This is a genomic window from Kitasatospora sp. NPDC057015 (assembly GCF_042673745.1).
Lineage (GTDB): Bacteria > Actinomycetota > Actinomycetes > Streptomycetales > Streptomycetaceae > Kitasatospora.
Genome location: NZ_JBHUSG010000033.1, coordinates 55,830 through 81,664 on the forward strand (window position 1 = coordinate 55,830; position 25,835 = coordinate 81,664).

General features: G+C 72.4%; 19 protein-coding genes. 8 read left to right on the plus strand and 11 right to left on the minus strand.

Translation table 11 applies throughout. From position 1 onward, the window contains the following. The first annotated feature begins 227 nt into the window (after nucleotides 1-227). On the plus strand, nucleotides 228-1,139 hold the full coding sequence (locus ACFTWP_RS26770) for a universal stress protein (RefSeq protein WP_380267411.1): 912 nt from the start codon (nucleotides 228-230) through the stop codon (nucleotides 1,137-1,139). 482 nt (nucleotides 1,140-1,621) lie between these two features. On the opposite strand, the gene ACFTWP_RS26775 is transcribed toward ACFTWP_RS26770, so the two are convergent. The 4 genes from ACFTWP_RS26775 to ACFTWP_RS26790 are packed head-to-tail and all read right to left on the minus strand — an operon-like array spanning nucleotide 1,622 to nucleotide 5,669. Then, entirely contained in the window at nucleotides 1,622-1,834 is a 213-nt protein-coding gene (locus tag ACFTWP_RS26775) for a hypothetical protein (RefSeq protein WP_380267412.1), read from the minus strand. 12 nt (nucleotides 1,835-1,846) lie between these two features. Beyond that, on the minus strand, nucleotides 1,847-2,566 hold the full coding sequence (locus tag ACFTWP_RS26780; protein ID WP_380267413.1) for a hypothetical protein: 720 nt from the start codon (nucleotides 2,564-2,566) through the stop codon (nucleotides 1,847-1,849). Beyond that, the gene (locus tag ACFTWP_RS26785; RefSeq protein ID WP_380267414.1) at nucleotides 2,563-3,729 is read right to left on the minus strand and encodes an NAD(P)/FAD-dependent oxidoreductase; all 1,167 of its coding nucleotides are present in this window, start codon (nucleotides 3,727-3,729) and stop codon (nucleotides 2,563-2,565) included. Before ACFTWP_RS26785 ends, ACFTWP_RS26780 begins: the two co-directional genes overlap by 4 nt. Beyond that, nucleotides 3,729-5,669, minus strand: coding sequence for a LodA/GoxA family CTQ-dependent oxidase (locus tag ACFTWP_RS26790; RefSeq protein WP_380267415.1), 1,941 nt, complete (start codon nucleotides 5,667-5,669; stop codon nucleotides 3,729-3,731). The genes ACFTWP_RS26785 and ACFTWP_RS26790 overlap by 1 nt, the downstream gene beginning before the upstream one ends. A gap of 405 nt (nucleotides 5,670-6,074) precedes the next feature. On the opposite strand from ACFTWP_RS26790, the gene ACFTWP_RS26795 reads away from it, so the two are divergent. Then, nucleotides 6,075-7,325 (plus strand): FAD-binding protein, encoded by a 1,251-nt coding sequence (locus ACFTWP_RS26795; RefSeq protein WP_380267416.1) that lies wholly within the window; start codon nucleotides 6,075-6,077, stop codon nucleotides 7,323-7,325. A 130-nt stretch (nucleotides 7,326-7,455) separates the two neighbouring features. Here the strand turns inward: ACFTWP_RS26795 and ACFTWP_RS26800 are convergent, their stop codons facing one another. Continuing rightward, nucleotides 7,456-10,242, minus strand: coding sequence for a SpoIIE family protein phosphatase (locus ACFTWP_RS26800; RefSeq protein ID WP_380267417.1), 2,787 nt, complete (start codon nucleotides 10,240-10,242; stop codon nucleotides 7,456-7,458). Nucleotides 10,243-10,508: 266 nt separating this feature from the next. On the opposite strand from ACFTWP_RS26800, the gene ACFTWP_RS26805 reads away from it, so the two are divergent. The 3 genes from ACFTWP_RS26805 (at nucleotide 10,509) to ACFTWP_RS26815 (ending at nucleotide 13,181) form a co-directional block, all read left to right on the plus strand. Beyond that, nucleotides 10,509-11,603, plus strand: coding sequence for a pectinesterase family protein (locus ACFTWP_RS26805; RefSeq protein ID WP_380267418.1), 1,095 nt, complete (start codon nucleotides 10,509-10,511; stop codon nucleotides 11,601-11,603). Between the two features lie 169 nt (nucleotides 11,604-11,772). Next, nucleotides 11,773-12,300, plus strand: a complete 528-nt coding sequence (locus ACFTWP_RS26810; RefSeq protein ID WP_380267419.1) for a SigE family RNA polymerase sigma factor — start codon at nucleotides 11,773-11,775, stop codon at nucleotides 12,298-12,300. Further along, the gene (locus ACFTWP_RS26815; protein WP_380267420.1) at nucleotides 12,297-13,181 is read left to right on the plus strand and encodes a hypothetical protein; all 885 of its coding nucleotides are present in this window, start codon (nucleotides 12,297-12,299) and stop codon (nucleotides 13,179-13,181) included. The genes ACFTWP_RS26810 and ACFTWP_RS26815 overlap by 4 nt, the downstream gene beginning before the upstream one ends. Nucleotides 13,182-13,336: 155 nt before the next feature. Here ACFTWP_RS26815 and ACFTWP_RS26820 read toward each other — a convergent pair whose 3' ends face one another. The 3 genes from ACFTWP_RS26820 to ACFTWP_RS26830 form a co-directional block, all read right to left on the minus strand. Continuing rightward, the gene (locus ACFTWP_RS26820; RefSeq protein WP_380267422.1) at nucleotides 13,337-14,761 is read right to left on the minus strand and encodes a pectate lyase; all 1,425 of its coding nucleotides are present in this window, start codon (nucleotides 14,759-14,761) and stop codon (nucleotides 13,337-13,339) included. A gap of 520 nt (nucleotides 14,762-15,281) precedes the next feature. Beyond that, nucleotides 15,282-16,985, minus strand: a complete 1,704-nt coding sequence (locus ACFTWP_RS26825) for a flavin monoamine oxidase family protein (RefSeq protein ID WP_380267423.1) — start codon at nucleotides 16,983-16,985, stop codon at nucleotides 15,282-15,284. Between the two features lie 30 nt (nucleotides 16,986-17,015). Next, nucleotides 17,016-18,536 carry an APC family permease gene (locus ACFTWP_RS26830; RefSeq protein WP_380267424.1) on the minus strand — a complete coding sequence of 507 codons (1,521 nt, stop codon included), beginning with the start codon at nucleotides 18,534-18,536 and terminating at the stop codon, nucleotides 17,016-17,018. A gap of 329 nt (nucleotides 18,537-18,865) precedes the next feature. Between ACFTWP_RS26830 and ACFTWP_RS26835 the strand changes: the two genes are divergently transcribed. Further along, nucleotides 18,866-20,581, plus strand: coding sequence for a GAF domain-containing protein (locus ACFTWP_RS26835; protein ID WP_380267425.1), 1,716 nt, complete (start codon nucleotides 18,866-18,868; stop codon nucleotides 20,579-20,581). Nucleotides 20,582-20,615: 34 nt separating this feature from the next. Here the strand turns inward: ACFTWP_RS26835 and ACFTWP_RS26840 are convergent, their stop codons facing one another. Next, the gene (locus ACFTWP_RS26840) at nucleotides 20,616-21,032 is read right to left on the minus strand and encodes a pyridoxamine 5'-phosphate oxidase family protein (RefSeq protein ID WP_380267426.1); all 417 of its coding nucleotides are present in this window, start codon (nucleotides 21,030-21,032) and stop codon (nucleotides 20,616-20,618) included. A gap of 109 nt (nucleotides 21,033-21,141) precedes the next feature. Continuing rightward, nucleotides 21,142-21,843, minus strand: coding sequence for a response regulator (locus ACFTWP_RS26845; protein ID WP_380267427.1), 702 nt, complete (start codon nucleotides 21,841-21,843; stop codon nucleotides 21,142-21,144). Between the two features lie 363 nt (nucleotides 21,844-22,206). Between ACFTWP_RS26845 and ACFTWP_RS26850 the strand changes: the two genes are divergently transcribed. Beyond that, a complete protein-coding gene (locus tag ACFTWP_RS26850) occupies nucleotides 22,207-23,001 on the plus strand; it encodes an HPF/RaiA family ribosome-associated protein (protein WP_380267428.1) in 795 nt (264 codons plus the stop codon). A gap of 375 nt (nucleotides 23,002-23,376) precedes the next feature. Here ACFTWP_RS26850 and ACFTWP_RS26855 read toward each other — a convergent pair whose 3' ends face one another. After that, entirely contained in the window at nucleotides 23,377-24,249 is an 873-nt protein-coding gene (locus ACFTWP_RS26855; RefSeq protein WP_380267429.1) for a universal stress protein, read from the minus strand. A gap of 665 nt (nucleotides 24,250-24,914) precedes the next feature. Between ACFTWP_RS26855 and ACFTWP_RS26860 the strand changes: the two genes are divergently transcribed. Continuing rightward, nucleotides 24,915-25,775 (plus strand): universal stress protein, encoded by an 861-nt coding sequence (locus ACFTWP_RS26860; protein ID WP_380267430.1) that lies wholly within the window; start codon nucleotides 24,915-24,917, stop codon nucleotides 25,773-25,775. Nucleotides 25,776-25,835: the final 60 nt, after the last annotated feature.

Consider the following 25,835-nt stretch of genomic DNA (forward strand, 5'->3'; position numbering starts at 1 on the left):
TCATAAGCGTTCGGCCCGTTTCCCCTACGATCCGGCGGATGCCCGAGCGGCTCGGGAATACTGTGGAAGCATGCCCGTCTCCCCACCCGGTGACCGTGCGGGTGCCGCAATCGCCGGGCACCCGCTGATCGGATGCGGAGTTGTCGCAGGCGGCTTCCCGTCGCTGTCTGCGGTACGACGCGCAAGCGGTGTGCCGACAGGTGCGTTCACCGTCAGCGGGAGGAGACATGATGAGTCCTGACGGACAACGTTCCGTAGTGGTCGGCGTCGATCCCGAACGCCCCAGTCGCATGGTGCTCGCCTGGGCCGCCGACGAGGCGAACCGGCGCCGCCTGCCGGTGCTCGTCGTGCAGGCATGGAGACCTGTGACCCGCGAGGGCATCTGGCCCCGGCTCTGGCCCGAACTCCACGAACGTGCCCAGCTGCTCCGTACCGCAGGTGAGCACGCGCTCGACGAGGCGGCTCGCTTCGTCAGAGAACGCCATCCCGCCCTGCAGGTGTCAGCCCGGCTCGTCGACGGGGACCCGGCCGAGGTGCTGCGCCGGCAGGCCGAGCGGGCGGTGGTACTGGTCCTCGGCTCGCGACCACTCTCCGGCGCCCGGGAGCTGTTCCACTCCGGGGCGGTGACTCTGCCGCTGATCGCGCACGCGAGCTGCCCGGTAGCGGTCGTCCGGGACCCGGAGCACATCACCCAGCAGCCGGCGTACGTCGTGGTCGGCGTCGACGGCAGCCGGACGTCACAGGACGCCGTGGACTACGCCTTCGAAGCCGCGGCGCTGCGGGGCGCCGAGTTGCGCGCCCTGTACGCCTGGAATCCTTCGCATCTCTCGGTGGCCGATGAGTACCGGGTGGAGCAGGAGTCCCGTCGGGTGCTCGCGGAGACAGCTGCCGGGCGGCGGGATTCCTACCCGGGGGTGGAGCTCAAGCACGAGGTGGTGCGCGGACATCCGGTGGCCGTCCTGGCCGAGGCCTCCAAGCACGCCCTGGCCCTGGTCGTCGGCACACGGGGTGCCGGGGGTTTCACCGGCCAGCTGCTCGGGTCCGTCGGCCAGGGCGCGCTGCATCACGCTCGGTGTCCTGTCGTCACCGTGCCGGGGCCGGCCGGGCCTGACGGACTCACGCGAGGGGCCTCAGGCTGAGGGGGACGAAGTGCCCAGCGCGGAGCAGTGTCCGCGGCGCGCTCGCAGGTCGGTTCCCGATGTCGCCAGGCTTCTGGGCCGAGGGTGCACGACACCTCATAGCGGTCCGCTAGACCGATTCCCATGAATGGGAACTCGCCGAACGGCCCGCCGGTAGCTGGTGACGTCGCAGAAGATCTCGCACCGAGCGCGTTCACCACGGCTCACTGAGTTGAGCCAAGACGGCGCACCGTTCACGCCCGCGGTCCGGACGAGGTCACGCCACTCCTCAAGAATCCCCGCGAGCGTGATGACTGCGGAACGCCTCTCCTCGTTGGATGCGCCCCGACCGCGGTAGAGAGCGATGGCGTGCGCCGTGCGCTGCATTGCTTCGGGACCTGGCCGCGGTTCGACCAGGTTCTCCGCGCTGGAACTGGCGACCGCCGGATCGGGCGGTAGCGCCCCGATCCGGCGGTCGGCGGCCCCAGAGCGGAGTCATACGGTCAGGAGTAGTCCTTGACGACGTGTTCGGCCGCCTTGGCTTCGGCGGTGTGCGGATCGAGCTCGTCCAGGGACAGCAGGTCGGTGTCGTCGGTGAGGTAGGTCTCCCACCTCGCGGCCATCTCCTCCTGGGTCTCCTGGGGCAGTCGCCGCACGGTCTCCCGGCTCGCCGGGGCGAGCACCTTGAGGAACCGGGGGAGCGGATCGGTCTGCATGGCCCTCCCTCGTCAGGCGTTGAGCGTGGTGATGTTCCACCAGCGTTCGTCGCCGAGGTCGAGGGTGATCGGCACGGGGGCCGCCTTGCCGCGGTGGAGCAGGGCGGCATAGCTGCCGTCGGGCAGCGGCCTGGTGGTCCAGGGCCGGCCGTCGTGCCCGTTGTCGGGCACCGAGGGGATGGTGATCTCGACGGCGTTCGCCAGATCGTCCGCGTGGACGCCGTCGGGTACCTGCCGGAGGGTGAAGATCTGCTCGAAGTGGGGGCGCTGCACCAGGCGGTGGGCGATGTGGGCCTCCTTGTCGCGGCCGTAGAGCAGGTAGGTGAGGTGCGCGGGGAAGGGCTCCTCACTGAATCGGCGGAAGTTGAGCACCCGCTTGATCCGCACGGTGAAGCCGCCCGAGATGGGCTCCCAGATCCGGTCCTCGCCGTTGCCGGTCTGGGTGACCCGGTCGAGCCGGGCCGGGTACTCGGTGACCGAGCCGTCGCTGATCGGGGGCAGCACCATGTCCTCGGTGTTGCGCACCGCGTGCCAGCTGGCCGGGCGGTCCGCCTGGTCCTTGAGGTAGATGTCGACGATGTCGGTGGGCAGGTCGTACTCGACCACGACCTGGTAGCGGTGCTCGGCCATGCCGAACATCGCCAGGTGGTAGCCGAAGACCGTGTCCCGGCCGGAGAGGATGAAGGAGTGGACCGAAGGGTCCTCGTGCTCGTGGCCGTGACGGGTGGTCATGCGAACTCCTTGCGGATGCTGTGGGGTGGTGTGGAGGGGTGCGGCAGTGACGTGTGCCGGCGCTGCCAGAAGGGCCGGTCGCTCCAGCGGCGCTCCAGGCTGTACACCGCGTGGTGGTTGCGCCGGTAGGCGGTGAGGATCGCGGCCACCCGGGCGCGGTAGGACTCCAGCGCCTCGCCGTCCCCGTTGAGGTGGGCGGCCAGGGCCGAGGCTCCGGTCATACCGGTGTGCAGGGCGGTGAGGATGCCCTGGGACGAGATCGGGTCGAAGGCGGTGGCGGCGTCGCCGACGGCGATCCAGCCGTCGCCGGTGGGCGTGTCGAGGTGGGAGGAGTGGGCGGGGGCGCGCCTGACGGTCGCGTCGGTGGGCAACGGGTGGGCGTCGGCCCGGGCAGCGACGTGCCGGGTCTGCCGCAGCAGCCGGTCGAAGTCCGAGTGGGTGCGCGGCGTAGGCGGGGCGAGGTCGGCGTCGGTGAAGTAGGCCACCAGGCGGCGGCCGGTGGGCAGCAGTGCGGTGTACCACCAGCCGTCCTCGGCGGATTCGACCAGCGAGCAGGTCTCACTCGCTCGGCCCGAGGGGTCGGGTGCCAGGTCCAGGCAGGTGGCGACCAGGCCGTCCGTGCGGTGAGTGGTGGCCCGGCCGGCGGAGGCTACCGCCCGCCGCCGGCCGCTGGCGTCCACCAGCCAGTTGCACCGGACGATGCGCTGCTCGGCCGGTCCGCGCAGTGCGACTGTCCAACGTCCGTCCGGTTGACGGGATTTCAGGCGGACTGTGGTGCGCTCCGCTACTTCGGCGCCGGCGGAGCGGGCAGCCTCGCGCAGGTGCTGGTCGAACCGAGCCCGATCGAGGTGCCAGCCGGGACCGTTCGGGTCGTTGATGAAGTCCGTGCGGCCCAGGGCGGTCGATCCCCAGGAGGAGAGGTTGGCATAGCAGGTCAGGTGACCGGCCGCGACGGGTCGTTGACCGGCGCCCAGGTCGTTCAGCAGGACCTTGGCCGCCGAGGGCAGGGACTCGCCGACCTTGGGCGGCCCGCTCCCGGCGTCCGCGAGCAGCACGGTCCGGCCCGCACGCGCCAGGGTCAGGGCGGCGGCCGCGCCGGCCGGGCCGCCGCCGGCGACCACTACGTCGTAGTGGTCGCCGGCGGCGGTGCCTCGACCGGTCATCAGGTGTTGTCGCGGAAGGGTGCGACCTTGTCGATGAAGCCGGCCGTCACCTCTTCGGCGGTGTAGCCGCTGACCGCGATCGCCTGGTTGATCGCCACCGACGCGAGGGCCGCGTCCGCGGCCTGGGGCACGTGCAGCGTCACCAGGTTCTGGGTGAGCGCAACGCCTTCGAGGTCGATGGACGGCCTGGACTCCACCTGGATCCGGTGGGGGAAGTCCTTGGCGCCCTCGCGTACCTCGACGATGCCGAGCCGGTACCAGTCGTCGATCATCTGGTTGAGCTGCTCGGTGTTCTGCCCGCGCAGTCCGCGCAGCCACACGGCTCGCCGCTCGAAGGCCTCGGTGCGTTCGGCCAGCGGGCGCGTCTCGTCCACGACCACCTGGTAGTCGTCCTCGGTGAGGACGTGGTTGGGCACCCGGGCCGGCCAGAACGTCGGCAGGTACGGGTCGTGGCGCGGACCCAGGGACAGCTCGTAGCCGGAACGGCAGCTGGCCGTGTCGCTCTGCCACGGGACGGCCATCCACCGGGAGAGGTCGCCCGGCGCCTGGGCGTACAGCGGCCCGTTCACCGACAGCGCGGTCTCCGGGGTGAGGACCGTGCCGTACGAGGGCTCGGGCTGGTCGGCCGGCCGGTGCCGGATCCGGTACGGCGCCATGTACATCGAGGGGTGTCGGATCGGCCAGGTGACCTCGCAGCCGGGGTGGAAGGCGTCGGCGAGGCAGAAGTCCAGTGCGGCGCGGTCGAGGGCGGCCGGCTGCTCGGCGAGTTGCACCTCGGCGAGCGTCCGGGGCGGCGGGGTGGCCCCGAGGGTGTCCCAGTCGTCCTCGAAGTCGCCGTCGGCCCAGTACTGGAACATCCGGTACTGGGTGGGGGAGAACGCCATGTGGTGCAGCGGTGAGCGCGGCGGGATGGCCATCGCGTCCCCGTACAGCCACGGCCAGGGGACGGGGGAGAGGCCGTCGCGCCCGAAGTCGCGCAGCGCGTTGAACACCTGTCGGCGCAGCGCGCGCCGGGTGGGGGCGTTGCTGCTGAGCCGTGCCAGCATCTGCGGGGTGGTGAAATGGCCGAGACCGTCGTGCCCGTAGTAGCCGGCGAAGCCGTGGTTGACCCACTGGTGGTCGGTGAAGCGCTGGAGCACCGGTGCGATGTGGCGGGTGAAGGAGACCCGGTCCGGGAACGGCAGCGATCCGTCGCAGACGAACACGTCGTACAGCAGGTCGTAGAGGGTGCGGATGCCCTTCAGTGCGGGGGCGTAGTTGGGTGGGGCGACCAGGACCCAGGCGGGGTCGACCGGCAGCACGCGGCCGCCGACGGTGACGGCCGCGGTGACCGGCCCGTCCCCGATGTCGTCGTGCCAGCCGTCGTTGTTGGCGTAGGTGGTGATCGGCTTGCCGTTGTAGGAGGCCGACTCGCCGAACCCGCCGAACACCAGCAGGTGCCCGTCCTCGTCGGTGCGGAGTTCCCCGAGATAGACCTCCTTCCCCATGAACTTGCCGTCGCGGAAGTGGAAGTCGGGCCCTGAGACGTTCCTCCCGCTGATGCCGATCGGGCCCGGATCGATGATCAGGTCCTTGCGGAGGTCGCCGGTGATCTCCTTGTTGCGCAGCCCGGACGGATTGGCGCTCGCCGCGTCGGGAATGTCGAGGGCGAGCTGGAACTGGTACCAGGCCGCCTTCTTGTTCGCCAGGTGCGCGCTCCAGCGGATGTCGGCGTTGTCCGCCGTCAGCTCGGCCACCACCTCGCCCAGGGCGTTGTACCCGAAGACCCGGAAGCGAGCCACCTCACGTTTGATCGCGCCGGCGGAGTCCTTGTAGAAGCCCGGGCCCTGCGGCGCGGGGTCGGGCACCTCGGGTGCGGTGTAGTACTCCTCCAGTGAGTTTCCGACTCTGGCGATTCCGATGGCGGGGTGGATCGCGGCGCGGACGATCTCGTCGGTCATCTGGCTCGTGCCTCCAATTCAGGGATCCGGCTTCGAGCTGAAGGTTCGTTGACGAACACTATGGGGGGAGGTCCTGATCCGATTGGATGGACACGAATGATCACTCGCAAGAGTGAGGCGGCCACCCATGCCTGGGCCGTCCGGGGGACTGCAGTCGGGCGTCGAACTCTCCCCGCACTGAGGACTTCTCGATCCCCGCCGGGTGGGGCCGCCGTTGCCGGGGCGCGCGCCTCCAGCAGATGGCGCCACCCGTCGGCCGGGGTCCAGATCTCCGAGGGCCGGGGAGAATGCCCTGGACGCCCTTTCGACCTTGTCACGCCCCATCAACCGATCACCTGCGGTACGCGGCCCCCGGTGGCCGGCGTGCGAGGTCGAGGAAACCCCGAGCAACGGAGGACCCGCCCCATGACCGTGGCCAGGACCAATTGGGCCCGGAACGTCGCCTTCAGTGCCGAACGGTTCCACCGGCCCGAGTCCGTCGACGAACTGCGGCAGATCGTCGGCTCGGGCCGGTCGATCCGCGCCCTCGGCACCGGTCATTCGTTCAACACCATCGCGGACACCGAGGGCGATCTCGTCTCCGTGGCCGGTCTGCCACCTGTGATCGACATCGACGAGCGGACCGCGACCGTCACCGTGTCGGCGGGCCTGCGGTTCGGGGAGGTCACCGCCGCGGTGGACCGCGCCGGCTTCGCGTTCCACAACCTCGGGTCCCTGCCGCACATCTCGATCGCCGGTGCCTGCGCGACCGGCACCCACGGATCCGGCGTCACGAACGGCTGCATCGCCACCGCCGTGCGGTCGCTCGAACTCGTGTCGGCCGACGGGACCCTGACTTCGATCAGCCGGGGTGACACCGGCTTCGCCGGCTCGGTGGTGGCGCTGGGAGCACTCGGTGTCGTGACCCGGCTGACGCTGGACCTGGTGCCCGCGTTCGGCCTTCGGCAGTGGGTGTACGAGAATCTTCCGGCCGCCCTGCTGCGCGAGAGCTTCGAGGAGGTGCTGGCCGCGGCGTACAGCGTCAGCCTCTTCACCGACTGGCGGGACGACCGGATCAACCAGGTGTGGCTGAAGAGCACCGGCGCCGAGACGGCTCCGACGACGTGGCTGGGGGCCACGCTTGCCGACGGCCCGCGCCACCCCGTCCCGGGCCTGGAGCCCGAACCCTGCACCGACCAGCTCGGAGTCGTCGGGCCGTGGCACGCCCGGCTGCCGCACTTCCGACCGGACTTCACGCCCAGCAGCGGCGACGAGCTGCAGTCGGAGTACTTCGTGCACCGCTCGGACACGGTGGCCGCCTTCGACGCCCTGGACGCCGTCAGGGAGCGGATCAGCCCGGCCCTGCAGATCAGCGAGATCCGCACCGTCGCCCGAGACGACCTGTGGCTCAGCCCGGCCTTCGAGCGTGACTGCGTCGCGTTCCACTTCACCTGGCACCCGGAGCCCACCGCTGTGCGGGAGGCCGTGCGGGCGGTCGAAGCAGCGTTGGAGCCGTTCGGCGCGCGGCCGCACTGGGGCAAGGTCCACAGCACCGAACCGGCGGCCATCCGCGCGCTGTACCCCCGCTTCGGGGCCTTCGAGGAGCTGATGGCCACGTCCGACCCCGCAGGGAAGTTCCGCAACGGCTACGTCGACCGGCTCTTCGGCACCCGGTAGTTCCGGCCCACGGCAGGCGGATGCGGGGTGGGTGGGGGAGGTGGGGCCCGGGCCGTCGTACCCGGACGAGGGGTGCTGGGAGTGGGACGCCCGCTTTCCGGCAGGGTGTCGGTCGTGCGCCTTGCCGGGTTCACGCGGGCGGGGGAGACCCCACCGGACGTGCCGCCGGGGGTGCGGGTTCGGGTTCCCCCCTCTTCCGGTCCGGGCTTTCGGTCCCGTCCGGGCTTTCGGCAGGGGTGGGGAGCGGCTGCTCCGCCCAGATGATCTTGCCCTGCGAGGTGTACCTGGTGCCCCAGCGCTCGGTGAGCTGGGCCACCAGGAAGAGCCCGCGGCCGCCCTCGTCCGTCGTCGCCGCGTACTTCAGGTGCGGGGAGGTGCTGCTGCCGTCGGCGACCTCGCAGATCAGGCTGCGGTCGCGCAGCAGCCGTACCCGCACCGGCGGGGAGCCGTAGCGGATGGCATTGGTGACCAGTTCGCTGAGAACCAGTTCCGTGCCGAACGCCAGATCGGCCAGGTCCCACCGGTCCAGCGTCGCGGTGATCCACGCACGCACGTCGGCGACGGCGGCCGGATCGGACGGCACCTCGCGCTCCGCGATCCGGTCGGCGCCGAGCACCCGGGTCTTGGCGATCAGCAGTGCGACGTCGTCCTGCGGACGTTCGGGCAGCAGGGCGTCCAGGACGGCCCGGCAGTTCTCCTCGGGCTGCCGGTTGCGGTGGGAGAGCACCTTGCGCAGCAACTCCATGCCGACGTCGAAGTCGCGGGTGCGCTCCTCGATCAGGCCGTCCGTGTAGAGGACGATCTGGGTGCCTTCGGCCAGGCGCACCTGCGCTGTCTCGAACGGCATGCCGCCCACTCCCAGCGGCGGGCCGACCGGGAGCTCCGGGAAGACGACGACGCCGTCGAGCCCGACCAGCGCGGGCACGGGGTGTCCCGCCGTCGCGACGGTGCAGAGCCGGGAGACCGGGTCGTAGATCGCGTACAGGCAGGTGGCCCCGGTGACGCCGGTCCCCGTACCGCTGTCGCTCTCCTCCTGGTCGATGCGGCTCACCAGCTCGTCCAGGTGACCGAGCAGTTCGTCCGGTGGAAGGTCGAGGGTGGAGAAGTTGTGCACGGCGGTGCGCAGGCGGCCCATGGTGGCCGCGGCGTGCAGCCCGTGACCGACGACGTCGCCCACCACGAGGGCGACCCGACTGCCGGGCAGCGGTATCACGTCGAACCAGTCGCCGCTGACTCCGGACTGTGCGGGCAGGTAGCGGTGCGCGACGTCGAGGGCACTCTGTTCCGGCAGGGCGCGCGGCAGCAGGCTGCGCTGCAGGGTCACGGCCATCGCGTGCTCGCGGGTGTAGCGGCGGGCGTTGTCGATGCTGACCGCGGCCCGTGCGACCAGTTCCTCGCCCAGCGACCGGTCCCCGTCGTCGAACGGCCCGGGTTTCTGCGACCGCCAGAAGTTGGCGACGCCCAGGATGATCCCGCGTGCCGTCACCGGAATGGTGAGGAGCGTGTGGACGCCGTAGTCGAGGATCCGACGCGTCCATTCCGGGTCCTGGGCCTGCCAGCCGTGGGCGACCGAGAGGTCGGGCACCACCTGCGACCGGCCGCTGCCGAAGCCCTGGGCCTGGGGGGTGGAAGGGACGAAGTCGATCAGCTTTCCGCGCGGGTAGAAGGGATGGTCCTGCTGGATTCCGTTGACGGCGACCCGGCGCAGGTCCAGCCTGGTGCCGTTCGGCTCGTCGCCGTGCAGGACGGGGTCGGCGAGGTCGACGGTGACGAAGTCCGCGAAGCCGGGAACAGCGAGCCGTGCCAGCTCCTCGGCGGTGCGCACGACGTCGAGCGACGTGCCGATGCCGATCCCGGCCTCGTAGAGGAGGGCGAGGCGGTTGCCGGCCAGCTCGGCCTTGCCGGCCAGCGCGAGGAGTTCCGTGGAGTCACGGATTGTCGCGACCGTTCCCATCGAACCGTCGTGTCGGTCGGTCGGCCGCTGGTTCACCACGAGCAGCCGGCCGGCTGCCCGGTGCACCTCGTCCGTGGCCACCCTGCCCGACAGCAGCAGTTCCTCGGTGCCGGGGTCGAGGCGCAGCTCGCCCAGGTACCGGCTCTCCGCGTCCGCCGGGAGTCCGAGCAGCTCCCTCGCCTCGTCGTTCGCGAGGAGCAACCGCTTGTCCTGCCCGACGATGACCACCCCCTCCCGCACCGCGTGCAGGACGGCGTTGTGGTGCTCGTACATGCGGGTCATCTCGGCCGGACCCAGGCCGCGGGTCTGGCGCTTCAGCCGCCTGGCGACCAGGGCGGTCCCGGTCGTGGCCACCGCGAGTGCGGCCGCGCCCGTGCCGAGGATGACGGGCAGCTGCCGGTCGCCGGCCGAGGTGACGTTCTTGACCTTGAGCCCGGCCGACACCAGACCCACGACCGACCCGTCGGGGGCCTTGACGGGGACGACCGCCTGGACTTCGTGGCCGAGCGGGCCGTGCACGCTCTCGGTGTAGACCTGGCCGGCCAGCGAGGGACCGATCGTTCCGACGAACTGCTTGCCGATCCGGTCGGGCAAGGGGTGCGTGTACCGGATCCCGTGGGTGTCCATGACCACGATGAAGTCCACACCGGCCTGCTGGCGCGTCTCCTCCGTCAACGGCTGGAGCACCGCCGTCGGCGAGGGGGACTTCAGTGCTTCCTGCAGGCCGGGGGAGTGCGCGAACGTCTCCGCGACGGCCACCGAACGGTTTCGGGCCTCCGCGTCGCTGGCGTGCCGCGACTCCAGGACCAGCGCCAGGATCGCCCCGAGGACGAGCAGCACCACGACCACGACCTGCAGCACGAAGACCTGGCCGGCAACGCTCCGAGGAGTCTTCCCGAGAGGGTTCTTCGCCGCCAGCGACCGCTTCGACACGGTCCGGACTCGGTCGGGCTGTTCGACCATGTGTCATTGATAACATCGCAGCGAGGGCGACCACGAAGCGTAGGCACGCTCGTTCGAGGGCGCCCCTGTGGGAGAGCAGGCCATGTCGGCGTGGGGGCGCGCGCGGGCCGACCAGTGCGGTTCCTGCTGCGCCGCGCGGTTTCGTGGGCACCGCGACAGGTGCGGCAGCACGGCACGTCGAGAATCGTTCCGGATCGGCGGCAACCTTCCTTCTCCCGGCGGCAACTGGAGGGCGAACGGACCCTCGTCGCAAGGAGTGACCACAGATGCCCGCATACCCTCACCGCCGCCCGCCCGGCCGCCGCCGGCTCGCCCTGTTCGGGGCGGCGGCGGTGACCACGGCCGGCCTGGGCGCCGTGCCGCTGGTCGTGCACGCCGACGCCGCCGCCTCCGTCACGGCGTCCGCGGCCCGGACGCTCGCCGTGGCCGCCGACGGCTCGGCGGCGTACCGGACGGTGCAGTCGGCGGTGGACGCGGCCGCGCCCGGCGACACCGTGCTGGTCGCAAAAGGCACGTACCGCGAGGTGGTGAACGTCCCGGTGGCCAAGGCGGGCCTGACCGTCAAGGGTGCCACCGGCAACGCGGAGGACGTGGTCATCACGTACGACAACGCGGCCGGCACCCGCAGGCCCGACGGCTCCGCGTACGGTACCGAGGGCAGTGCGACCCTCACCGTCTCGGCGAACGACACCACGCTGACCGGCATCACGGTGCAGAACACCTTCGAGCGATCGGCCCACCCGGAGATCACGGACACCCAGGGGGTGGCCCTCGCCGCTCGCGGGGACCGCCAGCGTTACGTCAACTCGCGCTTCATCGGCCACCAGGACACCGTGCTGAACTGGGCGCCGTCCGCGACCGGGCAGTACCGGCAGTACTTCCGCAACTCCTTCGTCGCCGGTGACGTCGACTTCGTCTTCGGCAACGCCACCGCCGTGTACGAGCACGTGAACATCACGCTCCGGGATCGCGGCGCCGCCGCCGGCGGCAACAACGGCTACCTGTCCGCGCCCAACACCGCCTCCGCGAAGCCGTACGGCATCCTCATCACCGACAGTGCGATCAACAGCCCGGCCAAGGCGAACACCTTCTCCCTGGGTCGCCCCTGGCACACCGGGCCGGACGCGGTCGGCCAGCTGGTCATCCGCGGCACCAGCCTGCCGGCCGCCGTGAAGAGCGCCTCACCGTGGACCGACATGGGCGGCTTCTCCTGGAAGTCCGCCCGCTTCGCCGAGTACGCCAACACCGGCCCCGGCGCCGGCACGGGTGCGAACCGGCCGCAACTGACCGACGCCCAGGCCGCGAGGTACACGGCCCGTGCCTACCTGGCCGGCAGTGACGGCTGGAACCCGGCGGGCTGAGCTGATGGGAGCCGCCGTACGGGGGCATGGCCGCTCGGCGCTGGCCCGGGTCCGGGTTGGCGCCGATCGAACATGGCGGGAGGCGGTCGAACGGCGGCCCGAGCGGGCTGCTAGGCTGCCCCAGCTGAATGTGAGCGCTAACATTGCATCGAGAGGCCTTACCGAGGGCATGACCGCCGATGAGGCCTCCGCGGAGTTCCACGAATTCTTCGAACGCCACCATGCCGAGCTGGCCCGCCTCGCCCGTCTGCTGACCGGAGAGGCGGACGCCGCCGACGATCTCGCCGCGGACGCCATGGTCGCCCTGTGGCACCGCTGGGACAAGGTCCGCAGCGCCGACCACCCGCTCGCCTACGCCCGCGGTACGGTCGCCAACCTGGCGCGCGGGCGGATCCGCGGCGCGGTCCGCGAGAAGCGTCGCGTCCTGCTCTTCTGGTCCCGCCACCCGGAGCGCACCGACGACCCGGATGTGGCCGCCGTCCTGGACGTCCGGGCCGCCCTCGCCCGGCTGCCGTTCCGCAAGCGCTCCTGTGTGGTGCTCCGGCACGCCTTCGACCTGTCGGAGAAGGAGACCGCCCTGGCCCTCGGGATATCGGTCGGAACGGTCAAGAGCCAGACCTCCAAGGGCATGGCCGACCTTCAGGGCCTGCTCGGCCCTCGCGCCGCCGGCCGTCTCACGGGGAGCAGGAGCCGGTGACAGAGGAACTGCGCGACCTGTTGCGCACGAGTGCCGAGGCCCACCGGCCCGACCGGGCCCGCATGCTCGCCCGGGTGGAGCGTGGCATGACCGGCCCCGGGCCGGCCGTCCGGGGGCGTCACCGTGAGCGCGGCAGGGCTCTGTCCTGGCCCAGGGTCGTTCTTGCGGCCATGGCCACCGCCGGCGCGGTGACGGTGGGCAGTCTGGCGGTGGCCGCCATCGTCCACGTCCCCGATCCACCGCAGCAGGCGGTCACCGCGGCCCCGGCCACATCCCGGTCGGAGACCGTGTCGCCCACCGCCTCGCCGTCCCCGTCCCCGTCCCCGTCCGCGTCCCCGTCCGCGTCGCAGTCCATAGCCCCGCACGAGCCCGGCCGGACCCCGGAACGGGCCGTCACCGGCTCGCCCGCTCCGTCCCCGTCCTCGTCCACTTCCGCGTCCCCCTTCGCCGGTCACCCCTCGGCGTCGTCGACGGTCCGTAGTCACACCACGGACGGCCCGCTCTGGGCCGACGGTTCGGTCGACCCGCACAGCATCGACGACTGGGCGCAGAGCAACGTCACCCTCAGGACGAGCAGTCCGCTCACCGCGCTCACCGTCGAGTTGCGGATCGCCCTGACCGACGGGGTGAAGAACGCCGGCAGCTGGCAGACCCGGCCCGCCGCCGACTTCGACGTCTCCGTCCGCGAGGACGGCGGCTTCCTGCTCTACCGATGGACCCTCAAGCCTGGACGGACTGTGCCGGTCGGCCAGCACGTCTTCGCCGGCCAGTACGGACACGCCACCGGCGGACGCGACGCCAAGGACGACACCTACCGCGCCGATGCCACGACTGCTGCCGGCAGACCCGCCGTCTGGGGTGATTTCGCCCGGACCGGGTGAGCGGGCGGGCAGCACTGTCGGCCACCCGGGCGGGCGGTGCCCGTCGGGTTCGATGCCCGTCCGGTTCGAACGTCCGTGCCGGCCTGATGCCCGTGCATGCCCGATGCCGTGCCCCGGGCTGATCGCCCCGGACACGGCATCGACGGGAGCGCAGACTACGGCCGGTAGGTGACGTCGGCCGTGCTGTAGAGGCAGGAGGTGCTGTCGGGGCCGCTGCCGGCCTCCTTGGGTTCGCCGCTGGTCACACCGGTGAAGCGCTGGCAGACGGTGATCTTCTGGCTGCTGTCCCCGGCGATGGTGAGCCGGGAGATCTTCGCGGTGTCGCCGAGGTTGGAGTTGATGCCGACGATCTTCTTGCCCGGTACGGTCGCCAGGACGTTGTCGATCACGACGTGACGGGCGTACTGGGTCTTGCAGTTGCCGCAGGAACGGTAGAGCTTGCCGAAGTCCTCGACCCGGAAGTTCTTGATCACCATCGTGCCGGGGCCGTTGTGCTGGAAGACCTTGTCCGCGGCGCCGCGCGCGCCGCCGCCGTCGATGGTCATCACCTGGGAGGCCGAGGTGCCCTTGAAGGTGGCCGCGTCCTCGCCTACGTTCTCCCACCAGACGTTCTTCAGGGTGCAGCTTCCGTTGCAGTGCACACCGTCGGCGGCCGGGTCACCGAGCACGACGTTCTGGAGCACGGCGCCGTCGGCGAGTTCGAACATGGCGGGCTGGCTCTCGGACTGACCGCCCGAGCCGAGCGCGCCCTTGCCGACGAAGCGTCGGCCACCGCCGTCGAAGAAGGCGCCGACCTGCTGAGTGGCCGTCAGCGGGACGTCGACCGTCGGCGTCGGCCACGCCGGGATCGTGCCACTCCCGCCGCCGGTGGGCGACGCGGTGGCCGTGACGGTGGCCGTGGCGCTCGACGTGGGCGCCGCCGTCACGGTCGGCTTGGCAGTGGCAGTGGCAGTGGCAGTGGCAGTGGCAGTGGCAGTGGCAGTGGCAGTGGCAGAGGGAGAGGCGCTCGCTGTCGGTGCGGTGCCGGTGCCGGTGCCGGCGGGCCTGAGCGTCCAGAGCTTGGCCGGCGCCGAGTCGCACGAGTTCTGCTGCACCGGCGTGTCGGGTGCGGTCGAGCCGTCCTTCACCGCCAGGCACTTGCCGCTGCCGGCGTTGACGAGGCGATAGCCCCCCTCCACCGCCGTCAAGGCCCAGGTCTGGGCGGCTGCGCCGCCGGTGCAGGCCTCCTGCTCCACCGCCGCGCCGGCGCCGGTCTTCGCCTCGCGCACACCGGCGCACTTGCCGCTGTGCACGGCGACCAGGGTGAAGCCACCCTTGACGGTGCTCAGCCGCCAGGCCTGCCCGGCGCCGCCGCAGGCGTGCCGGTTCAGCTGGACACCGTCCGCGCTGCTGGCTCCCGGTACGTCCAGGCACAGCCCACCGGCCGCGCTGGCCAGGGCGTACGTGCCCGGGGCGGGGGTCGGCGCGGCGGCGTTCGCGCTCGCCCAGATGCCACCGGCCACGCCTGCCGCCGCCAGGGCCGCCGCGCTGCCCAGGGCCACGATCCTGGCACGCCTGGGGCGTATGGCTCGCTTGCTCACGTCTCACAGTTCCTTACGGGTGCAGGGACAGGGAGCAGGACCTCCCGGATCCGGGGGCCCGCCCGAGCACGCGGTCGACGGCCATGACGGCCCGTCGGCCCGGTGCTCGTCTCCTGGTTGCCGCCCGAGTCGGAAAGGTTGCCGCGGCTGAGCAGAAATCTCCGATCCGGCGAGGACCGGACCCCGAGGTTGGCGTCACCGTCACCGCCAACCCCGTTCTCGACATCACGTACGACGCGAGGAGGAGTTCGAGGGTGGCCTGCGCCGCGTCCGCCGGACGACGGCGAGATCGTCTGCCGGGTGGGGATCCGCACCCGGCGCCGTCGCGCGCTGGGCCGATTCCGCCGCCGGCCACTTCCTCGCCGGCGCCACCATCGGGGAGGCCGGCCGGCCCCGACGCCTGCTGTCGGACCCGAGCCCCCGCGACGGCGGTCGGGCCCGGGTCCGGTCGGGTTCCGCAGGCCGTCGACGATCACGACGGACGGTGGGCCCGGGTAGCGCGGTGGAGGTGAGCCTGTTGCTACGCCCCGATGGCTGCCAGCACTTCGCCCGCCGCCCGGGTGCCTTCGGTGGCGCCGCCGTTCATGTAGCCCTGGAAGTCGTAGGAGGTGTGTTCGCCGGCGAAGTGGAGGTTGCCCTGGGCGGTGCCCTCGTAGCCGGCGTAGGTGGTGAGGTAGCCGACCGGCCAGCAGGAGTACGCGCCGTAGGAGTAGGGGTTGAGGTGCCAGGCGGAGAGGGTGGCGCGGCCGGTCCAGGCGGCGGAGGTGCCGGGCCAGACGCGGTCGATCTGGCTCAGGTAGGTGCCTGCCAGGTTGCGGGTGTAGCTGTTGGTGGCGTCGGTGAAGGGGGCCGGCGGGTTGAGGGTGCGGGCCGGGGTGCCGCCGCCGTACTGGACGAGGATGCCGTTGCTGCCGTTCTGGCCCTTGGTGACGTCCCAGGCCTGCTGGAAGGGCAGGTCGGCGAAGCACTCGCCGCTGGAGACGCCCGGCCAGGGGCCGGTGCCGGTCCAGGGGCGGCTGCTGAACTGCATGTTGAGCTTGGTGCAGGCACCCATGGCCATGTGGCCGAGCACCCCGCGCATCATCGGGTCGAGTCCGGCTCCCGAGAGGTCGATCCGCTGCTGGAGGATCGGCAGTGGCACGGCGAGGATGGTGTGGTCGGCGGTGACGGTGCTGGTTCCGCCGCCGTCCAGGGCGAAGGTGAGGGTCTGCGTCCCGTTGGAGTTGCGGGTGACCGCCTGGAGGGTCCGGCCCTGTTGGACGGTGCCGGCGGGGAGCGCGGCCGCGATGGCGTGCGGCAGTTGGTCGTTGCCGCCGGTGATGTGGTAGCGCTCGTCGGAACCGCCCCAGATGTTGAAGCTGCCGGGGTTCGCCTGCCAGGAGAGCATCAGCAGGAGCGCGTAGGCGGACTGGGCGGTGGTGTCGGCGCCGTACTCGACCGCGTAGGCCACGTCGAGCAGGGCGCCGAGTCTGCTGGAGACCCCGCCGGGGACCCGGGTGTCGATCCAGTCGCGGACGGACATGGTGTCGAGGCCGACGGCCGCGGCGTTGTGGTTGTTCCAGGTGGGGCCCGAGCCGCCGGCCTGGATGTCGTTCTTGATCAGCTGCCAGATCGCCTTGAAGTCGTTGTCGGCCTGCGAGCGCGGGTAGTAGGCGTTCTGGAAGCGCAGGATCTGCTCGGCGCCGGACGGTGTGGCCGCCCGTACGGAGGTGGTCGCGAGACCGAAGCGCTGACAGAGCTGGAGGACGGCGTGATGGCCGGTGTCGATCAACTCACCGCCGTACTCGGAGACCTGGCCCTGCGCCCAGAGCCCGGGGGTGGACGGGCTCCCGCCGGAGTACATCCGGCCGCCGATCCGGGACGGGTTCGCCTCGTAGACGGTCGAGGTGACGCCCTTGTCGGCCAGCGTGAGTGCGGCGGTCAGGCCGGAGATTCCGGCGCCGATGATGGCGATGCGGGGCATCGGGCCGGTGAACCTGGTGGTCACGGCGGTGGCCGCGCGCGCCCGGGGCGCGGCGCCGAGACCGGCGGCGCCGAGGCCCGTGAGGCCGAGGCCGAGTGCGGCGGCACGGGTCAGCAGGGCCCGGCGGGAGGGCCCCTCCGGCTCGGCGCGGGCTTCGTCGCGGAGCCCGCGGTACTCGTCGGCCGGCATCCGAAGACGCTCGGCGGTGGCGTGGTCGGTGAGGGCCCGGGCGATCAGCCGGGCGTGCTGCGAGCGGGGCATGTGGGGGTTCCCTTCGCGGAGAGGACGGGGTCAGACGGTGGCGGGGACGGCTTCCTCGGCCCGCTCCTGGGAGTCCTCGACGACGAGGCGTCCCATCACCTCGTAGCGGGCGGGGTGCCGGGCCCGCATGTACAGGGCCAGCGCGATGCCGCCGGCGAAGACGGCGCCGACGATCCACGGGATCAGCTTGAAGAAGAAGATCTTCGAAGCCGCGCCGGCCGCGGTGTCGAGGTTGACCACGAGCAGGACGATCGCCGCCAGCATGCCGAGCCCGCCGAGCAGCGGCGCCGTGAAGGTACGGAACCAGTGGCGCGACTCGGGGTGGTTGCGGCGGAAGTAGGCGATCACCGAGAACGAACAGAGGGTCTGCACCACGAGCAGGGCGAGGGTGCCGAGGATCGCGGTGAGCGTGTACAGGCCGACGTACGGGTCCTGTCCGGTGGCCCAGAAGCCCCCGACGACGGCGAGTGCGACGGCGGTCTGGGTGAACGAGGCGATGTGCGGGGAGCCGTGCCGCGGGTGCGTGCGGCCGAGGGCGGGGTGGAGGAAGCCCTCGCGGCCGATCGCGTACAGGTAGCGGGCGGCGCACTGGTGGAAGGCCAGGCCGCAGGCGAAGGCACTGGTGCACATCAGCCACTGGAAGGCGGTGACCGCCCAGTGCCCGAGGTAGGTCTGCGCCGGCCTGAGGAAGAGGTCGAGCGGACTGCTGCCGGCGGCCGTGGCGACGGCCTCGGTGGGGCCGTTGCCGGACAGCACCATCCAGGTGACGAAGGTGTACAGCAGCCCGAGGGCGAGCACCGCCAGCAGTGTCGCGCGCGGGATGATCCGCTTGGGGTTGCGGGACTCCTCGCCGTACATCGCGGTCGACTCGAAGCCGATCCACGACCAGAAGCAGAAGAACAGGCCCACGCCGGCGTTGACGCCGGCGAACGCGCCGCTCGGGTTGAGCGTGCCGAGGTGCAGGCCGCCCGGACCGCCGCCGTGCGCCAGCACCGAACCCGCGAGCAGGAGCAGCATCACCACCTCACCGATCAGGAAGACCCCCAGAACCTTGGACGCGACCTCCAGGTGGAAGTAGGACAGCACCGCGGTGACGGCGAGCATCGCCAGGGCGAACACCTGCCACGGCCAGTGGACGCCGAACTCCGCCGCGAAGGTCTGCTCCGCGAAGTACGCGAAGATCCCCACGATCGACGCCTCGAACACCACGTACGCCAGCACCGCCAGCAGGCCCGAGGCCATGCCGACCACCCGGCCCAGACCGTGCGAGATGAACCCGTAGAACGCACCGGCGGTGGTGATGTGCCGGGCCATCGCGACATAGCCGATGGTGAAGACCGTCAGTACCAGGGTGACGAACAGGAAGCCGGCCGGCGCGTGCACGCCGTTGCCGCCGCCGACGATGACCGGCAGGTTGCCCGTCATGGCGGTGATCGGCGCCGCGGTGGCCAGTGCCATGAAGACCACACCGGCGAGACCGACCGAGTTCGTCCTGAGCTGCTGGACCGCGGGCGGGCCGGCGGGGATCTGTCTCTTGTCGGCAGGTGGCATGTCGTGCTCCCTCGGATATCTGGTCAAGACGGCTGCGCCGTCGCGGAGTCGGCCCAGTCTGGGGTGCCGCGGTGCGGCCGCGGCATGAGCACGCTGTACCGGTGACTGTTAAAGGATTGACGCACTGTCATGCTTCTCGTCCGCCGTCGCCCGCGAAGCCGGTCCGGACCACCGGCGTGAACTCGGAGGCCGGCCAGGGCGTGACGTCGCCAGGGTGATCACCGGCTCGTCACGAGGTGTTCGATCCGAAGGGAGGGAGGGAGCCCCGGCGGGACCGTGTGGGGCTCTGCGAGAATCGGTTCCGGGCATCAGGACCGGAGGAGGCCGCCGTGGGCGGGGACGACGATGTGGCGCGCTCGCGGATTCCGCAGTTGCGGCTCGACGAACTGCTGGAGGAACTGCAGGCGCGGATCGACGCCGCCCGCGGGACGAGGGACCGGGTGCACAGCCTGCTGGAGGCGGTGCTGTCGGTCGGGCGCGAACTGGACCTCACGCAGGCGTTGCGACGGATCGTGGAGGCCGCCGCCGTCCTGGTCGACGCCCGCTACGCGGCGCTCGGGGTGATCGGTCCGGACGGCGAGTCGCTGTCGCAGTTCCTGACGGTCGGGCTGTCGGAGGAGGAGATCGCCCGGATCGGTCCCTACCCGACGGGCAAGGGCCTGCTGGGTGAGCTGATCAGCCACCCGAAGGTGCTCCGACTGGAGGATCTGTCGCAGCATCAGGCCTCCTACGGGTTCCCCGCCAACCATCCGCCGATGCGGACCTTCCTCGGGGTGCCCGTACGGGTGCGGGAGGAGGTGTTCGGCAACCTGTACCTCACCGACAAGCGCGGCGGTGAGGAGTTCGACGCCGATGACGAGTCGGTGATCGCGACGCTGGCGGTGGCGGCCGGGGTGGCGATCGACAACGCGCGGTTGTACGAGGAGGCCCAGCGCCAGCAGCGCTGGCTGAGCGCGAGCGGGGAGATCACCCGCACCCTGCTGTCGGGGAGTTCGCGTGCCCAGGTGGTGGAGCTGATCGCGCAGCGGGCGCGGGAGATCACCGGCGCGGAGCTGGCGGACGTGGTCGTGCCGGAAGCCGGTGAGATGCTGCGCCTTGAGCTCGCGCTCGGTGGGAACGCCGCCGACAGGGCGGGTCTGGTGGTGTCGCGGGAGGGCACGCTCTCAGGGGCGGCGTGCACCCGGGGCACGCCCGTGACGACGACCGATCTGGCCACCGACCCGCGTCTGACGGGCGATCCGCGACGGCGGGAGCTGCTGGGCCCGGCGGTGGCGGTGCCACTGGGGCGCAGCGCCGGGCACATCGACGCCGTGCTGCTGCTGGCCCGCGGGCCGGGGGAGGCCGTGTTCACGGACCGGGAGATCGGACCGCTGCTCGGCTTCGCGGACCAGGCCGCGCTGGGCCTGGAACTGGCCTCCCGGCGCCGGGACGCCGAGCAGCTGGCGATGCTGGAGGACCGCGACCGGATCGCCCGGGACCTGCACGACCTGGCGATCCAGCGGCTCTTCGCCACCGGGATGACGCTGCAGAGTGCCGCGCGGTTCATCGAGCATCCCGGGGCGTCGGACCGGGTGCTGCGGGCGGTGGGGGACCTGGACGAGACCATCAAGATCATCCGGTCGACCATCTTCGGGCTGCGGGCGCGGGACGAGGCAGCCGGCAACGGTCTGCGGGCCCGGGTGGTCAAGACGGTCGAGGCGGCGCAGGCGGCCCTGGGCTTCGCGCCACGGCTGAGCATGGAGGGTCTGCTGGACACCGACGTTCCCACGGCGGTGGCGGACCACGTGGTGGCCGTCCTGGGCGAGGCGTTGAGCAACGCGGCCCGGCATGCCGGGGCCGGGCGGGTCGAGGTTGCGCTGCAGGCGACGGGGACGCAGGTCGTGCTGACGGTGCAGGACGACGGGGTGGGGATTCCGGCGCAGGGCAGGCGCAGCGGCCTGCGCAACCTCGCCGAGCGGGCCGAGGGCCTGGGCGGAGCAATGGAGTTGGTGAGCCCGCCGGGCGGCGGGGCTCGGGTGGTGTGGTCGGTCCCGCTGGGCGTCTGAGTGCGGTCGCCTGCCCGGGCGTCCCGCCCGCCTGTCACGTTCGGCAGGCCCGGGCGTCCGGCAGGAGGCGTCCGGTCACCAGTTCGGCGTGGATCCGGATGGACACCTGGCCGGGGCGGCGCAGGACGCTTGGCTCGTGCGGCGCCGGCGCCTCGGTGACGTCCGCCCGGCCGAGCACGGTGACGCTCCAGCCGCTGCCGTCCGACTCGCTGACCTCGCCCGCCTCGAAGGCCACCAGGGCGCCGGACACGGCCCGGACCAGCTCGGACCCGGCGGCGGCGGAGAGCAGCACGCTGCCGTCGGTGCCCAGGCGGTAGCGGGTGGGCAGGACGGCCGGCAGGGCTCCGACCGTGTAGACGACACGGCCCACCCGGGTGGCGGCCAGCAGCCGCAGGCACTGCCGCATGTCCAGCGGTGGGTGTTCGACCGAGGGGATCTGATCCGGCTTCATGGCATCGATGGTCGCCTCGGAGCGGCTCGTGGGGGAGGGGCCGATGGTCCCCCGTTCACCCCCGGGAGGCCCCGGGGGTGAATCGGTCGTGCTCACCGGTCCGGCCTGCTCATCGTGCGTGGTGCCCGGTCGCGTGGTCGTGGGCGGCCATGGCCTGGGTGGCGATGACGGCGGCCTGGACACGCCGCTCGACGCCGAGCTTGGCCAGCAGCCGGGAGATGTGGTTCTTGACGGTCTTCTCGGCGAGGTAGAGCCGCTCGCCGATCTGGCGATTCGTCAGGCCCTCGCCGATCAGGGCGAGGATCTCCCGCTCCCGGTCCGTGAGCTCCGGGAAGGCCGAGGCGGCCTGCGGCCCGGTGTCGCCGCGAAGCCGTGCCATCAGCCGGGTGGTCGCACCGGGGTCCAGCATCGACTGCCCGGACGCGACCGTGCGGACGGCGGAGACCAGGTCGGTGCCGCTGATCTGCTTGAGCACGTAGCCGGCGGCACCCGCCATGATCGAGTCGAGCAGGGCCTCCTCGTCGTCGAAGGAGGTGAGCATCAGACAGGCGAGGCCGGGCATCCGCGAGCGCAGTTCCCGGCAGACCGTCACGCCGTCGCCGTCCGGCAGTCGCATGTCCAGCACGGCCACGTCCGGACGCAGTGCGGGGACGCGGGCGATCGCCTGCTCGACGGTGGCCGCCTCGCCGACCACGGTGAGGTCGGGCTCGGCGTCCAGGAGGTCGTGCACGCCGCGGCGGACGACCTCGTGATCATCGAGGAGGAACACCCTCACCGGGTCGCCCGCGCTGCCCGCCGCACTGTCCGCCATCACATCTCCGCACTCGTGGGCCCGTCGACACGACGGGTGGAGGAAACCTGGGGAGAGTCTGGCCCGGCCGCGGCGAAGTCGGTAGGGCCGGACGGCCCTGTGTCCGACTGACGTGGCGTCGGCAGCCCGGGTCGGGGCCGGTCGTGTCGGTGGTTCAGGCACGCCGGTCGTTCGTCGCCGCCACCGGCCGCCCTCGGCCCGCTCGGTGACGCCCGCGGCGCGATGCCCGGTGCCACCGGCACCACCGTCCGCCCGCACCCGGGCGGGGACTTCGGGCCACAAGGCCCGGCCGTGGGGACGTTCGGCCCTCGGCACACCCACCGCTCACGCGGCAGTCTGACCCTACGAAGGAAGGAATCTCTGATGATCCGTCTGCAGACCCCGCCCGTCGACATCCGGTTGGAGACCAGGGGGGAGGTGTCGCTCGGCGCGCCCGACTACGCCAGGGCAAAGGTGCTGGCCGTGATCGAGCGGCTCGACGAGCCCGTACTCGCGGCCCGGGTGAAGCTCACCCAGGAGGCCAACCACGCGATCCTCAAGCCGGCCCTGGCCCAGGTCGTGATCGATCTCAACGGCCTCCCCGTCCGGGCCCATGTCGCGGCCGCGACCATGCGCGAGGCCGTCGACCTGGTGCAGGAACGGCTCGCCGCCCGGCTGGCCAGGATCCGGCAGCACACGGACCTCCGCCGCCACCACGCGGTTCCGCCGGCCGGCTCGGAGGCCTGGGACGGCGCCGCGCGCCGCGGGCACCGCCCGCACCACCGCCACCGCGCGCCGGAGGACCGGCGGATCGTCCGGCACAAGACCTACAGTCTGTCCCGCCAGGCGGTCTGGGCCGCGGTGCTGGAGATGGAGGCGATGGACTACGACTTCCACCTGTTCACCGAGGCCGGGGCCGGACGCGACAGCGTGGTCTACCGGGACGAGGGCACCGGCGACCTCCACCTCGCCTGCGCGGGCCCGGCGGAACCCGAGCCCGAGCGGGGCCTGAGTGTGAGCACGGCCAGGGTTCCGGAGCTCGCGCTGGCCGAGGCCGTCGCGCGTATCGACCTCACCGGCCTGCCGTTCCTCTTCTTCACCGACGTTGCCACCGGCCGCGGCAACGTCCTGTACCACCGCCACGACGGCCACTTCGGGCTGATCACCCCGGCGAGGTAGCGGCCACCGGTCCGGCCGGGCGGCTGTGGGGGTACGCCCGGCCAGGGGCGCGGGACCTGAGACGGGTGGGGCCGTCCCAGGTCCCGCGCCCGTTCTGCGTGCCCGGCAGGGCAGGGCCCCGGTCGAAGCCGCGCTCCCGGACCGGCCGTGGCCGCCCGGACGCCGTGGGATGCTCCGGCTCGAAGTGCAGCTGCCGACTGCCGAGGTTTCGCCGCGGGAGCGCAGGAGGCGGTGGGTCCCGGGGCTCTCCCGCGACCCACCGCCCTGCTGTACGGCGCCGCGGATGCTGCGACCGCGGCGCACGGGACGAGTGGCGGTCGCACACCAGGCTGTCGCCACGCCGCGTCGGGAGGACCGGCGCGCTCGACCCGCTCCTCAGTCGTGCGGGACGACGGCGACCGGTGCCTGTGCGTGGTGGAGGACGGCGTGGGCGACCGGACCGATCCGCATTCCCGCGTGGTGCGGGCGTCGGCGCCGTCCGACCACCACGAGGGCGGCGTCGGCGGACAGGTCCACCAAGGCCGAGGAGCCGGTGCCGAGGCGGCAGTCCTCGACCACGACGACGTCCGGGTACTTCTCCCGCCAGCCGGTCAAGGCGTCCGAGAGCAGTTCGCTCTCGATCGCGCGGAACTGCTCCGCCTCGGCCTGCGGGGGTACCCACCCGGCGTACCCCCAGACGGCCGGTGGCGTCCAGCCGTGGACGGCACGAAGCACGGCCCCGAGCCGGGTGGCCTGGTGGAAGGCGAAGTCGACGACGTCGGGGGAGGGAGAGTGGGAGTCGACGCCGAGGACGACCTCCCGTGCGTCGGGATCCCCGGGGCGTTCGACCTCGATGTCACGGACGAGCACGGTGGGCACCTCGCAGCGGGCGGCGACGGCGAGGCCGACCGAGCCGACCAGCAACCCCGCGAATCCCCCGAGGCCCCGCGAGCCGAGGACCAGCAACTCCGCTGCGGTGGCGGCCTCGGCCAGCTCGTCGACCGGCTCGCCGCCGCCGATCAGCTCGGTGTGCACCTCCAACTCCGGGTGGGAGCGCAGGACCTCCCTCCGGGCGTCGGAGAGCATCCGCAGCGTGAGGGCGCGCACGTCCGTCGGCCGGGACGGGTCCGCGTGGATGTTGTCGAGCCAGGTCCGCGCGTGGACCAGCCGCAGGGGGATCCCGCGGCGGACGGCCTCGTCGGCGGCCCATCGGGCTGCTGCGGTGCTCTGCGGGGAGCCGTCGACACCGGCAAGCAGGTACTGGGTCATGGGGATTGGTCTCCAGTGCTGTGAGGGGGACGGATGGTGGTGAAGACCGGGGCCCGCGCTGTGCGGTGCACCGGTACCGGATGGCAGGCTCTGCCAGCTTCCGCCAGCCTCCGCCGCTGGGGGCAGCGGCGGGTAGGGGCCGGCCGGCCTCCGGCCCAGGGCCGCAGGTCCCGGGCTCCGCCCGCGTGTTGGGCCCGGCCGGCCCTGTGCACGACCGGCCGGGAGCGTGACGCCGGCGCGGGCCCCTGGCGCAGTCGCACCGCGCCCGTGCGCCCGCAGGGAGCGGCGCCGTACCCGCCGACCCAGGTCGGCGTCCGCAGAGGCGGACCCGCGTCCCTTCGGGATGAGGAGCGCCGCGGCCTTCGCCTCGCCGGGGCTGGTGCTGGTCGAGGCCTCGGCCGGGGCCCGGCCCAGCTGCTGATCCTCGGGCGACGGTCCGGCGCCACGGTGGGCCGACTGGGCCCCGTCGCCAGTGTCGTCCCGCACCAGGCGGCTTGCCCGGTCGCCGTGGTGCCGGGCGTCCGAGCTCGAACACCGGGACCTTCGGGGCCGCGGTGAGGCCGGCCGGCCCCTGGGCCGGGCCGAGGACGCGGCAGGAGTGTGTCGATGGACAGCGGCCGCGCGCATCCCCGCCGCGGCCGGTCGAGGCGATGGAGGACACGGTCATGAACCACGCCGTAGTGGTGGGAGTCGACGGATCGGCGCAGAGCGCGGCAGCCGCCGGCTGGGCGGCGCGGGAGGCCCGTCGAACCGGACGGGCCCTGCGGATGGTCCACGTGGTGGACGCGGAGGGCGGCGACCTCGCCCGGGCGGGGCAGCCGGTGGATCGGCTGCCCCGATCCGTGACCGAGATCAGCGACCGGATCTCGGCCGTGCTGCCGGACCTGGAGACCACCTGCGAGCGGATCCCCGGAACCCCTTCGTATGCGCTGGCCGCCGCAGGGGAGCGGGACGGCCTGCTCGTCCTCGGCTCCCGGGGGCTCGGCGGCGTCGCAGGCCTGCTGGTCGGATCCGTCGGGCTTCGGACGGCGGCCCACGCCCGGTGCCCCGTCGTCCTGGTCCGGGACGGCGCCGGCGGAACGGCCGGTGAGCGGGGCGAAGTCGTGGTGGGAGTGCAGGGCGACCGGCCCTGCGACGCGGTGCTCGCGTTCGCCTTCGACCAGGCGGCCCGCCGCGGGGGCGTCCTGCGCGCGGTGGAGGCCCGGACGGCCCCCGCGGGCCCCTACCGGACACAGGCTCCGCTGGAGCAGCAGGCGATCACGCGGTCGCTGACGGCGGATCGGCTGGTGCACCTCCAGGACGCGCTGGGGCGCTGGCGGGAGAAGTTCCCCGACGTCCGCACGTGGGCCGAGGTGGTGGACGGCGGCGCCGCCGAGGCGCTGCTGGAGGCCTCGCGCGGGGCGTCCCTGGTGGTGCTGGGACGGCGGGCGCCCGGGCACCCCATGGCGGCGCCCCGCCTGGGGCCGGTGGCCCATGCCGTCCTCCACCGCGCCCACGTCCCGGTCGCCGTGGTGCCGCACGACTGAGAGGGCCGCCGGTGGCCGCGGTCGGCCGAGGGCCCGGGCGAGGGGTCGGTTCAGGGCCGG